Consider the following 12,837-nt stretch of genomic DNA (forward strand, 5'->3'; position numbering starts at 1 on the left):
GTCGTTAATACACAACCTTAGGTAAAACTTATCACTTTTAGGTAGTGACTTATCCCGATATCTTTGTTTATCCTTAAACATCGTGAAGAAAATTTCTATCCTTGGTTCTACTGGCTCGATCGGTACACAAACTCTAAATATTGTTAGTAAATATTCTGAACAATTTCAAGTTGTGGGATTAGCTGCTAACAATAATGGTCAACTGTTAGCTCAACAAATTAAGAAATTCAGACCGGAAATTGTCGCTATTTGTAATGAAAGTCAATTAGAGATCCTTAAAGAAGCTGTTGCTTCTCTCAACTATTCCCCTATCCTCCTTACTGGAGAGGTTGGAGTTGCGGAAGTTGCCCGTTACGGAGATTCAGAAAGTGTCGTAACTGGAATTGTAGGCTGTGCAGGGTTATTACCCACAATAGCAGCCATTGAAGCCGGGAAAGATATAGCTTTAGCTAACAAAGAGACGTTAATTGCCGGAGGACCAGTAGTCCTTCCTCTGGTAGAAAAACATGGAGTGAAATTACTTCCTGCTGACTCAGAACATTCTGCTATTTTCCAGTGTTTACAAGGGGTTCCTGGGAAAGGACTACGCCGCATTATTCTAACGGCTTCTGGGGGGGCTTTTCTAGACTGGCCAGTAGAACAATTACACTCTGTCACCGTTGATGATGCAATTAAACATCCAAATTGGTCGATGGGACGCAAAATTACAGTAGACTCAGCTACCTTAATGAATAAAGGATTAGAAGTCATTGAAGCTCATTATTTATTTGGGTTAGATTACGAAAAAATAGACATTGTGATCCACCCTCAAAGTGTTATACATTCCTTGGTTGAGTTACAAGACACCTCAGTGTTAGCTCAATTGGGATGGCCTAATATGTGTCTTCCTCTGTTGTATAGTTTGTCCTGGCCTGAACGGATTTATACTGACTGGGAACAACTTGATTTAGTTAAAGTTAGTAGTTTAACCTTCTGGGAACCAGATCATACAAAATATCCCTGCATGCAGTTAGCCTATGCAGCAGGAAAGGTAGGGGGGGTAATGCCAGCAGTATTGAATGCAGCCAACGAGCAGGCAGTGGCTTTCTTTTTAGAAGAAAAAATAACCTTCCTTGATATTCCTAAATTAATTGAAATTGTTTGTGAGCGCTTCACGAACCAAAATATTTTAACTCCGACTTTAGAAGATATTTTAGAAACTGATCGCTGGGCTAGACAAGAAGTAGTTCGAGCTTTTCAAGAAATATCTAAAGGCAATAAAATTATGTTATAGAAATAATTTTTATAACATTAAGTATCACAGAAAAAGTGAAGATTATGTAGAAGGCAACAAATAATACCAATATTGCTTATTATCGATTTGACTATCATTTACTCAAAACTATTACAAGTAATAAACTTTGAATCTAAGTATCCTATCTTAATAAACAAATTGCTTGTAAAAACTGACATGTATAGTCCATAAAAGCCATTTTTGAATAATTAGTTAATTTTACTTGCGGTTATTTTGGTACGATTAGATACTATCAATATGATTTATTCAAATACGTAGCACATAAGGTTTACTGTTAATTATTGATTAACAGTAAACCTTATGTGCTATATCAGATCATAAGTTTAAAATTAAATTTATGGTTAAAAATTATATTTTTTTTATCAAAGTACTAGAATTGAACGTAGTATTTGTCGTCATCAGTTTTTTGTTCACTGTTTGTTTTGCAACACTTTAATAATTTTATCATTAGCTTTGAGAAAAGGAAAATTATTAATTGTATCTAAAGTTACCCAACGAATTTCTTCACACCCAATAGGTTTAGGTTTCCCTCTTAAATGACGACAGTGGTGAACAATTAAAGTAACTTTATAATGAGCATAAGTATAATCCAAAGTAATAAGATGTTCGCCGACTTCTATTTCAATGTCGATTTCTTCTAAAATTTCTCGTCTGATACAATCTTCAACAGTTTCATTGGGTTCAAATTTTCCTCCTGGAAATTCCCATAAACTGCCGTGTATATTTTTTTTTGGGCGACGATCAATTAAAATGTGCCCAGATTCATCATAGATGACCGCAACGCCTATTGTTTCGTGAGGCAAAGGACTAGATTTCTCAAACATGGGGAGTTAATTTTTAATTCTTTGATCACAAGCTCGGCAATATAATCGTCAGGAACATGGTGAATATTTTTTGTCAGTTGTCTAGTACATTACTTGAATAGTCGCAACAAAAAACGTGTCACTTTTACACAAAAATCCCATAAAGTAGTTACTATTTCTATACTTGCTGGAAGTTTTTATTAAGCATAGAAATAGGTCAACCAGAAGACTAAACTTAGACTGACTCCAGCAACTTGTTTAGTTTTTAGTAATTCAATACTATCTTAAAATTTTATTAAAAACTCTAAAATATTCTTGTAATTACAACTATTTAATACAGTTTGCTGATGCTTGTAATTTATCGTTCATAGTAGGAAAGAATACTTGCATTCTCTCTGGTCTGTAAAATTGTAGTCTTTAAAAACCAGACAAGATAGAACTGCCAAAGATTTTGTCAATGCAAGTCTTGACACTCATATTGACACCAAAACAATAAAGGCTACCCTAGATCAAAAGAGAGTTAACCTGTACTCATTAACAATAAATTCTTTTAGTAAGAATAACAAAGATTTAATCAATTAAATTGTTTTCATAAGAGTCTTCTCAAAATCTATTGCGGAGGAATAACTAAGGGACACTCAAGCAACTTTGTCATATACAAGTTCTTATAGTTTCGTTGTTTCACTTATAGATCTCAAAGATTCTTCAAAACCCATCCGTTGTTCTACATTCCGTAGAAAATAACCACTCATCATTGCAGAAGCTAATAAGCGGCCCAAATCTTCCCGACTGGTATTCACTGTAATATCAAAGTGCTCAGATGGCAAATTCCCTAACAGACCCATGATATTATGTTCCATAAATTGGAACACTTCAGAAGAGTTCGGTTTTGACAATTGAGCAATAATTTCTGGGCTTAGAGATTGAATATATTTCCATAAGCTTTCCCCATTTTCACTTTCGTCGTTAAAGAAACGTTGAGAATATTTAAAGTTATTAGTCACTACTTATCTCCTATAAACTATATCTAAAACTAGGGCTATTAATCATAATCTAAAGTATGAGATCAATAACCTTCGTATTTCACTGTAACAAGTTTAATCATTATGTCGAGGTCAGTAAAACCGAACTACTGTTACGTATTCTCCAACCTCTTAACCTTAGAATTCACTTAGCTAGCTAGGTATTCCCTAATATTAGCCTTAAGTTTTCGGAGTTTTGCTAGTGCTTCTCGTTCAATCTGTCTAACTCGTTCACGACTAATATTAAGAATAGTACCAATCTTAGCTAAGGTTAGAGGCTTGCCATCAGCAAGTCCAAACCTTAAAGCTAATACTTCCTTTTGTTGAGGGGTGAGATCTTCCATTAGTTTGTCGAGATCCAATTGCAAAGAGGAATAGGTGGCATAGTCTTCAGGAGACGGTCCAGTATCCTCTAATAAATCTCCTAATTCTGTGTCTTGGTTATCTCCTACTCGCAAATCTAAAGAGAGAGGTTGACGAGCCCGTTCCAGGTATTCCCGAACTTGTTTGGGAGTTAACTCTAATTCTTCAGCTAGCTCTTGAACAGTTGCAGCACGGCCTTTTTCCTGAGCAAGTTGCCGTTGTGCTTTCTTAATTTTATTGAGTTTTTCAGTAATATGAATTGGTAAACGAATGGTACGGCTCTTTTCAGCGATTGCACGGGTAATAGCTTGACGAATCCACCAATAAGCATAGGTTGAAAAACGATACCCTTTAGTGGGGTCAAATTTTTCTACCCCACGTTGCATTCCAATAGTTCCTTCCTGAATCAGGTCTAAGAGATCCAAATTGCGCTTAAGATATTTTTTCGCTACTGATACGACCAGGCGAAGATTAGCTTCAACCATTTTGCGCTTAGCCGCCTCTCCAGCAGCAATAACTGAGCGAAGTTCTTTCTGAGTAATTCTAGCAGCTTTTGCCCATTGAGCAATAGTGGGTTCTTGTCCTAGTTCTTCAATTAAAGATTCCTGAATACTTTCGAGGTTAACCAATCGCTGTACCCGTTTGGCATAAAGGATTTCTTCCTCATGAGTCAGTAAAGGAACACGACCAATTTCTCTTAGGTAAGCACGAACAGGATCTGGAGAAGTTGTAGAAATTTTCATGATATGTAGTCCAGTAGCAGTTTCAGGGTAATTGAAAGGTCATACAAAATATTTGCTGATTTTATACGAGTAACTGAGGAAATCTTATTGAAGTAGATTATTGGGCTTCTGTTTTATTCATGGCCTTCGCCATTGCTTTTAGAGTTAGAACTGACTACCATTTGGGGTGATGTCTTGACAGGTTAGGCGGTTATGGGTTGAGAATCAATACTTACACTTTTTGTTCCTCGATAAGGTTACATCGCTTTATTGACTTTTGTAAAGCTCATGGCGTGTTTAGTCGATCTGGCCTCTTTATAAGAAAATATAATTATTGGGATAGATTACCTAAATTAGCAAAAAACAAATGCAACCTATGAAACAAAATGTTAAGAACTATTAAAGTAGGAGCATTCATGACTAAAAATACTGATATTGGACTATGGTCCAATGTCAGTATTCTGGATATTTTGCCTTCTCCTCTTTTTAATGGCTGTAACGACAGAGTAAATAGAGAAAAGTGAAATATATTATGGTAGTCTAGACTCCTATTAAAACAAAAAAAGTGACTCAAGATTTTTCTAACCTCTGGATTGAACTTCTGCAACAACTTCTAGATAAAAAGTCTTTATCTAAACCTCAGGCTTCCAAACTGATGCAAGGATGGATATCAGAAACTATCCCTCCTATAGTTTCCGGAGCAATTTTGGCAGCAATTCAATCTAAAGGAGTTTCTGGAAGCGAGTTGGCAGGAATGGCGCAAGTGTTACAGTCCCAATCGTTATACCGAACAAGTATCAATCACGGTGAGCCAGTGATTGATACTTGTGGAACTGGAGGTGACGGAGCTTCCACTTTTAATATTTCCACTGCAGTAGCATTTGTAGCCGCAACAGCTGGAGTAAAAGTAGCTAAACACGGTAACCGTTCAGCATCGAGCAAGGTAGGTTCTGCTGATGTTTTAGAGTATTTGGGAATTAAACTTTCCACTCCTTTAGAGAAAGTGGAAGAGGCTTTGAGTGAGGTAGGAATTACATTTTTATTTGCTCCAGGATGGCATCCTGCAATGAAACATGTCGCGTCTTTCCGTAAAGCCCTGAAAGTTCGTACTATTTTTAATTTATTAGGTCCATTAGTTAATCCATTACGTCCCACAGGGCAGATTATTGGGGTCTATTCCTCTGAATTTATTAGACCAATGGCAGAGGCATTAAATCAACTAGGAACATCTAAAGCAATCATTGTACACGGACGAGACAAACTCGATGAAGCAGGATTACAAGATCCTACTGATTTAGTTTTATTAAACAAGAAAACCTTTAAAGATAGTTATATAATTCCCTCAAAGTTAGGGTTGAATTCTGCTCCTTTATCAGCATTAAAAGGAGGAAATATAGAAAAAAACGCTACTATTATCAAAGATATCTTACAAGGTAAAGGGACTATTGCTCAAGAAGAAGTGGTAGCGTTGAATGCTTCTTTAGCTTTACAAGTGGGTGAAATTACTCCTTGGGAATCGCATACTCAAGGAATTGCAAAGGCAAAAGATATTTTAAAAAGTGGAGCTGCTTGGGAAAAATTAGAGGCTTTAGCTAAATTTTTGGGACAATTTTAATTGTCTTAGTTATAGAAGACTATATTAGTAATAATAGTAAAAACACATTTTAAATAATTAAAATATGTTTTATGTTTTTAATGTTTGTTGAAATAAATTATATATACGTCAATGCTAACAATAATAAATATGTTTAAAGGAGAGTATTAGCTATTATAGATACATATTAGCTATATAGTATTTTTATATATATGGAGTAGTAGTATTAAGTAATCAGTACTTACCTGAGAGATGTTAACTTTATAAAAATAATTTTTCAAAAAATAAACTTATAAACATATAAGATGTTTTATTTAAAATTCAATGCTTGTTTAATTAACGTACACTTTATAATGTAAATAAATTACAATATAAAAGTTAAGTAATTGCAATAGTTAAAAGTTTATATAAATCTAAAATAAATTTCTGTATAAACAAAAAACTTAATTATAACTAACACCACTAGACTAAATTTTACTTTTCTCTGATAGTTAGTTTAGACTTGAGTATCAATATCTACAAAAAGGCCATTAAGATGAATATTCGTATTGGTAATGGATATGATATCCACCGTTTAGTTAAAAATCGTCCCTTTATTTTAGGGGGAGTTGAGATTCCCCATACTGTCGGCTTATTGGGTCACAGTGATGCTGATGCATTGACTCATTCTATAATGGACGCTATGTTGGGAGCGTTAAGTCTAGGAGATATTGGTCATTACTTTCCTCCTTCTGACCCTCGATGGAAAGGAGCAAATAGTATTATATTACTTAAACAAGTTAATAAATTGGTGCAATCACGAGGCTGGCAAATTGGTAATATTGATTCAGTTATCGTTGCTGAACGTCCAAAAATGCAACCTTATCTCTTAGATATGAGAGAAAAATTAGCTGAAACTTTAAATGTTCAATTTGATAAAATTGGGATTAAAGCAACAACAAATGAAAAATTAGGACCGACTGGGCGAGAAGAAGGTATTTTAGTTTATACAGTTGCTTTATTAGTAGAAGAGGATTAATATAAATGTTTAATTTTACCCGTAGTATGCCTATCAAGTGTTTTGTCTTGTCTAGCGGGGAGATTAACTTTTTCAAAGTGTAATATAATGTTAGACTTAAGGAGATTTGAGCCTGAAAAGACCCTAAGACGTCAATATGCCCACCAAACGCATTAGAGATATTTTAAAGAACGGTCAGCCCAATGATACGGTTAAGGTTCAAGGTTGGGTACGAACCAAACGAGAATTGAAAGAATTTGCCTTTGTAGAAGTCAATGATGGTTCCTCCATGGTTAGTATTCAAGTGATTCTTGATACTACCCTAGCTAATTATGAAAATATTCTTAGATGCTTGAATACTGGTGCTTCTGTAGAAGTAATAGGGCTCTTAGTTCCGTCTCCAGGAAAAGGGCAACGTATCGAGGTTAAAGCGTCGTCCATACTGGTTTGTGGAGAGTCCGATCCTGAAACCTATCCCCTTCAGAAAAAACGTCATTCTTTTGAATTTTTACGTACTATTGGACATCTGCGAGCACGCACTAATACTATAAGCGCTATTATACGAGTTCGTAACGCCTGTTCAATTGCAATTCACCGTTTTTTCCAAGAGAGAGACTTCATATGGGTTCATACTCCTATTATTACCTCCAATGATTGTGAAGGAGCGGGGGAATTATTTACTGTTACTAATTTGGACTTAAATAAAGTTCCCAAAAATGAAGATAAAATTGTTGATTACAGTCAAGATTTTTTTGGAAAGCGAGCATATCTAACTGTTAGTGGACAGTTAGAAGCAGAAGTGATGGCCATGGCATTTAAGAATGTGTATACTTTTGGACCAACATTTCGAGCAGAAAATTCTAATACTTCTCGTCATTTAGCTGAATTTTGGATGGTAGAGCCTGAAATAGCTTTTTGTGATCTTGAGGGTAATCAAGACCTAGCTGAAGCATTGCTCAAATATGTTTTTAAATCTGTCTTAGAGACTTGTCCAGAAGATATAGAGTTTTTTAACAAACGTATTGATAAAACAGTTTTAGAAACGGCTGATAATATCATAGATAATGATTTCGAACGGATCACTTATACTGAAGCGATTAAATTCTTGGAAAAGGCAAAACAACAATTTAAATATTCCATTGAATGGGGAATGAATTTACAATCAGAACATGAACGATATTTAGCTGAGAAATTGGTTGCTAAGCCATTGATAGTAACTGATTATCCTAAGAAAATTAAGGCATTTTATATGCGGTTGAATAATGATGGTAGAACTGTGGCAGCAATGGATGTTTTAGTTCCAAAAATTGGTGAAATTATTGGGGGGGCCCAACGAGAAGAAAGATTACATATGTTGCAAAAAAGAACCTGTGAGTTAGGTCTTCTAGAGGAAGAAATTTGGTGGTATTTAGATCTGCACCGTTATGGGACAGTTCCCCATTCCGGATTTGGATTGGGATTGGAAAGACTAGTACAATTTATAACAGGAATGGGAAATATTCGGGATGTTATTCCCTTCCCTAGAACCCCTTTAAGTGCCGAATTTTAATTATCAATAGATAATATAACGATTTACCATTAGCTATTTACCTACCAAGAAGTTCCTGAATTATTTTTGGAAAACTAAGAATTTGATCCCATAATTGTTGAGGAGAAATTCCTAAAGTAATTTGTAAAGCCATAACAATAGCGACAATCATAAAGGCAGTTGTAACACTGGCTTTTATGACTTTAGTTGTCCAGTTGAAAACTAACCAAGTAATCAACAAGGAGGCTATTAGGACAATTAAATTAATTGGCATTACTTTTAGATTTTAAAATATTAAAGTAACTAAGTATCAGTGAGATTAGCTATGCTTACTTTACATTCGAATAAATAATTATTCGAATGTAAAGTAGAATTTAACTATTTTCTTTAGGAAAAAATTTTAACGATACTCCATTGATACAGTAACGTTGTCCGGTTGGGGGCGGCCCGTCATTAAACACATGGCCTAAATGACCGCCACAGTGACGACAATGGACTTCCGTACGAGTCATGAATAAAGACCGATCAGCAAAAGTGGAGATCGCCCCTGTAATAGAATCAAAAAAACTAGGCCAACCTGTACCACTGTCGTATTTAGTATCTGAGGTAAATAAAGGATTTCCACAACCCCCACAGACATAAATCCCCACCCCATATTGTTTATTGAGGGGGCTAGTTCCAGCTATTTCAGTTTTATGTTTGCGTAAAACATCAAATTGTTCTGGCTTTAATATTCTCTGCCATTCTCGCTCAGTTTTAACAATTTTAAAATTATCTTGTGAAATTTCCATTAGTTTATAAGTTCAATAATTCAGTGTAGTTAATTAATTATGATCTATGTGGTGTTATTCTGTTTAAGACAGAAACTTATCACTGTGCTGACAATCTAAACAGTTAAAATTGTCTGATTTTTAAAGTTACTAGAGTTACTTCCATTTTACGGCAATCTAATTTCTTGTAGTCAAGAATCAATCGTTCCCTTTTCATAATATTGAGACAATTCAAATTGATACGACTCCAGCATGGAGACTCTTCTATCCAAAGTTATAACATTAATATTTAATGTAACGTCATTTTACTAAATTTGCGATTAGAAGAATTTTCTTACCTCATAGTATAATCGGTATCTTATTTAAACTACTTACAAGCTTATGTAAAATATCAACTCATTTTAGCTTACTACTCCCCTCTTTAATAATTTTGTTATAAAAATTGTAAAGCTTAAATATTTTTAAATAGAATATGATTCCTCAACATATTCTATTAATAATTAGAATTTATTAGGATAATCATTAATTAGTACGACACCAATTATGTTACTAACAGTATTCTGCTGACAAATAGCAGAATACTGTTAGTAACATAATTGAAAACTATTGTTAATATTTTATCCTTCCTGTTAGAAGCTAAGTAGATTTTCTTAAGTAAAAGATACTATATTTATACTATAAATATAGTATAAAAAACATATAAATAGACAATACTATTTTTAAATAGTAAATGATAAATTCAAAAATTTTTATAGATATTTTATAAGTTCTACTATTCACAAGCCCTGATTATAATTAGTATTTTTTGTTGATCAGTAGTCTTTTCAAGTACTTATGAAAAATAATAATTATTGTTATATGATAGGCTTAATAAAACTTATCATATAACAATAATTATTCTCGTAAAGAAAGTTATTTACAATCTTATTCTAAACTGTCCATATGTCATATAAATATTAGAAGTAAAATCAATTAACTCCTTCCCTAACAATAGCTCCAAAGTCTGATAAAACTCGCCCGTGGTTTCTGAGTACTCCTAATAAATTCAAACGATTTTGTCTGATTTTAAGATCTTTATCCATAACTAAAACACTATCGTTTCCATCAAAAAAGTTACTTACTGTCGGAGTTATTTTAACTAAACCTTCCACCAACAATTGATAGTTACGTTTAGATTTTGCCGACAAAGTTTTAGGAAGTAAATCTACTAATTCTTGATAGAATAATTTCTCTGAATTATGCTTAAATAGTTTAGGAACAACGACTTTCCTCGGATCAAGTTCAAGAAATCCTAAGTTTCCCTTAGATGCAAGATTAGTTGAACGATTAACCGTTTTGTAGATAGCATTTAACTGACCACTATTACGTATTTTTTGTAAAAATAGTGCGCGATCATAAACATCTAATAAATTATGTAAGGCGCGTTCATGAAATATAGGATCATCTTCTCCTAAGGTTGCATTAACTAAATCATAATCAATCTTTAATTCATCTTGCAGTATAGTTTGAAGGCGTTGAATAAAGAAACATTTTAATCTTACTATGGGAGATTCTTTTTGATTATGAATTGCTACAAAATTTTGACTTTCTTGTTCTAATATTTTTGCTAAATCAATGTCTAATTGCGCTTTCCAAATAATACTAATAATTCCATTAGCTGCTCTTCTTAAAGCAAAAGGATCGGATGAACCAGTAGGTATCAGACCCAATCCAAAAATACTTACCAAGGTGTCTAGGCGATCAGCAATTCCTACCACTTGACCCGTCAGGGACTGTGGCATGATGTCATCTGCTCCACGAGGCAAATAATGCTCAAAAATTCCTTGGGCCACTGTTTTCGATTCCCCACTAACCAGAGCATATTTTTGTCCCATAACCCCTTGTAGTTCAGGAAATTCGTAAACCATCTGGCTGACAAGATCTGCTTTACATAGCATAGCTGTAGTTTCAATTTCCTTACATTTTTGTTCGGTTAACTCCAGTTGTTGGGTAATTCGTTGAGATATTGTCACAATACGATCAACTTTATCTCTCATAGTCCCCAATTCTTCTTGAAAAGTGACAGTTTTGAGTTGAGGAAGGAAACTCGCGAATGGTTGGCTACAATCTACATTGTAAAAAAATTGAGCATCTGCTAAACGAGCCCGGATCACTCGTGCATTTCCCCTGGCAATAATCTCAGACTTTGTACGATCACCATTGGAAATGGTAATAAAGTTGGGTAGTAATGATCCTTGAGAATTTTTAACCGTAAAATAACGCTGATGAGTCGTCATTACTGTAGTAATGACTTCGATGGGAAGTTCAAGGAATTCTTTATCAAATTTTCCGGCAATTGCAGTAGGATATTCTACTAGGTTTGTTACTTCCATTAACAAATTAGAGGGAATATCCGAGGATCCTTTGAAGTTTTTGGCTATTGTACCCACCTCTTTTTCAATAATTTTACGACGGTTAACCTGATCCACTTCAACGAATACAGTGTGTAAGATTTCTCTATACTGGGACGCGTGGGGGATACTAACAGGATCAGGATGAAGGATACGATGACCGTAGGAAATACGATCACTTGTCAAACTAGTTTCTGCATTGATTAATTGCCAATGAAGTACTTGACTATCACACAGGCTCACTAACCAACGAATAGGACGGGGAAAACGTAAGTCTCCATTCCCCCACCGCATAAACCTTCTTCCTTCCAATTTTGTAATCCAGATGGGGATTAACTTCTGTAAAATTATTGATGTTGGTTGTCCTTTGAGTTTTTTCTCAATAAATACAAATTTTCCCTTCTCTGTAGAGCGAATTTCTAGATCAACAATATTTACCTTGTGTTTACGCGAGAATCCTTCTGCTGATTTAGTTGGAGTTCCATTTTGAAATGCTGCTTTTACTGATGGTCCCTTAATTGTTATGGTGCGATCATCTTGTTGATCGGGAAGTCCGGCAATTAAGACTGCTAGGCGACGGGGTGTCCCATACACAGTGATAGACTCAGAAGTGAGGAATTCTTTTTCTAGACTACGGGGGATGTATTGTTCCCATTGTACTATTGCACTATCAATAAAATCTGCAGGTAATTCTTCTGTTCCGACTTCTAATAAAAAGAACATATTCACTGACGATGGTAGAATCAAGACTAATGGATTATTATGCCATGCGAAGATAAAAGATAAAAAAGCTGATTTCATAAAGATTTCAGCAATACTACTTCATTTAACTTGGCTAATACTGATAAGTACTACTGTAAAAGTTACACCATTTAGTAGTACTTGTCAGTATTAATTATTGCTTTTAATGTTCATAATTTGTTTGGTTTTACTTAACTACTTGGTTAGTTTCAATTTTGATGATGAATTAATTGATAACAATGGTTATTTTACTCTGTAGAGAGTAAATCTAGATATTAAAATAAATGTAAACTAATACTTTTTAGTATGTTGAAAACAAGTAGACATTCTTAAATAAATATAAATCATTAGTTTTTATCGAAAAACTATCAAATTGTACTGAAGTATAACTTTTTTTAAAAAAAGTTAATGTAGTAATGAATACTTAACATTTAAACCCTATAAGTTATTATATATAACTTATAGGGTGATTATTTTTATAAATAAATTAGATAACTCTCCTTAGAGAATAGAATTATATTAATATCTCTATTTGTTAATTAAATATCAAATAGAGATATTAATATTTAGTTAAAACGTTTTTAGTTCAACAATCAACAAAATTAATTAATGA

Annotated in this window: 10 protein-coding genes; 4 read left to right on the forward strand and 6 right to left on the reverse strand. The window is 33.9% G+C overall.

Annotation, left to right across the window (positions count from 1 at the left end; all coding sequences use genetic code 11):
* Positions 1-82 precede the first annotated feature (82 nt).
* Positions 83-1,273, forward strand: a complete 1,191-nt coding sequence (gene dxr, locus OXU93_RS05775) for a 1-deoxy-D-xylulose-5-phosphate reductoisomerase (RefSeq protein ID WP_267383193.1) — start codon at positions 83-85, stop codon at positions 1,271-1,273.
* Between the two features lie 431 nt (positions 1,274-1,704).
* Here the strand turns inward: dxr and mutT are convergent, their stop codons facing one another.
* The 3 genes from mutT to OXU93_RS05790 all read right to left on the reverse strand — a co-directional run bounded on the left by mutT (position 1,705) and on the right by OXU93_RS05790 (position 4,225).
* Positions 1,705-2,118 carry an 8-oxo-dGTP diphosphatase MutT gene (mutT, locus tag OXU93_RS05780; RefSeq protein WP_267383195.1) on the reverse strand — a complete coding sequence of 138 codons (414 nt, stop codon included), beginning with the start codon at positions 2,116-2,118 and terminating at the stop codon, positions 1,705-1,707.
* Between the two features lie 644 nt (positions 2,119-2,762).
* Complete coding sequence (locus OXU93_RS05785; RefSeq protein ID WP_267383196.1) at positions 2,763-3,101, reverse strand: DUF760 domain-containing protein; 339 nt, start codon at positions 3,099-3,101, stop codon at positions 2,763-2,765.
* 167 nt (positions 3,102-3,268) lie between these two features.
* The gene (locus OXU93_RS05790; RefSeq protein ID WP_267383197.1) at positions 3,269-4,225 is read right to left on the reverse strand and encodes an RNA polymerase sigma factor, RpoD/SigA family; all 957 of its coding nucleotides are present in this window, start codon (positions 4,223-4,225) and stop codon (positions 3,269-3,271) included.
* Positions 4,226-4,769: 544 nt separating this feature from the next.
* Here OXU93_RS05790 and trpD point away from each other — a divergent pair.
* From trpD to asnS, 3 genes are all read left to right on the forward strand, one after another.
* Complete coding sequence (gene trpD, locus OXU93_RS05795; RefSeq protein ID WP_267383198.1) at positions 4,770-5,819, forward strand: anthranilate phosphoribosyltransferase; 1,050 nt, start codon at positions 4,770-4,772, stop codon at positions 5,817-5,819.
* Between the two features lie 514 nt (positions 5,820-6,333).
* Positions 6,334-6,816, forward strand: a complete 483-nt coding sequence (ispF, locus tag OXU93_RS05800) for a 2-C-methyl-D-erythritol 2,4-cyclodiphosphate synthase (RefSeq protein ID WP_267383199.1) — start codon at positions 6,334-6,336, stop codon at positions 6,814-6,816.
* Between the two features lie 136 nt (positions 6,817-6,952).
* Positions 6,953-8,344, forward strand: coding sequence for an asparagine--tRNA ligase (asnS, locus tag OXU93_RS05805; protein ID WP_267383201.1), 1,392 nt, complete (start codon positions 6,953-6,955; stop codon positions 8,342-8,344).
* 37 nt (positions 8,345-8,381) lie between these two features.
* On the opposite strand, the gene OXU93_RS05810 is transcribed toward asnS, so the two are convergent.
* From OXU93_RS05810 to glyS, 3 genes are all read right to left on the reverse strand, one after another.
* Entirely contained in the window at positions 8,382-8,597 is a 216-nt protein-coding gene (locus OXU93_RS05810) for a hypothetical protein (RefSeq protein WP_267383202.1), read from the reverse strand.
* Between the two features lie 100 nt (positions 8,598-8,697).
* Positions 8,698-9,114 carry a peptide-methionine (R)-S-oxide reductase MsrB gene (msrB, locus tag OXU93_RS05815; protein WP_267383203.1) on the reverse strand — a complete coding sequence of 139 codons (417 nt, stop codon included), beginning with the start codon at positions 9,112-9,114 and terminating at the stop codon, positions 8,698-8,700.
* A gap of 947 nt (positions 9,115-10,061) precedes the next feature.
* The gene (gene glyS, locus OXU93_RS05820; RefSeq protein ID WP_267384819.1) at positions 10,062-12,206 is read right to left on the reverse strand and encodes a glycine--tRNA ligase subunit beta; all 2,145 of its coding nucleotides are present in this window, start codon (positions 12,204-12,206) and stop codon (positions 10,062-10,064) included.
* Positions 12,207-12,837: the final 631 nt, after the last annotated feature.

It is taken from the genome of Cyanobacterium sp. uoEpiScrs1 (assembly GCF_947331815.1).
Lineage (GTDB): Bacteria > Cyanobacteriota > Cyanobacteriia > Cyanobacteriales > Microcystaceae > Rippkaea.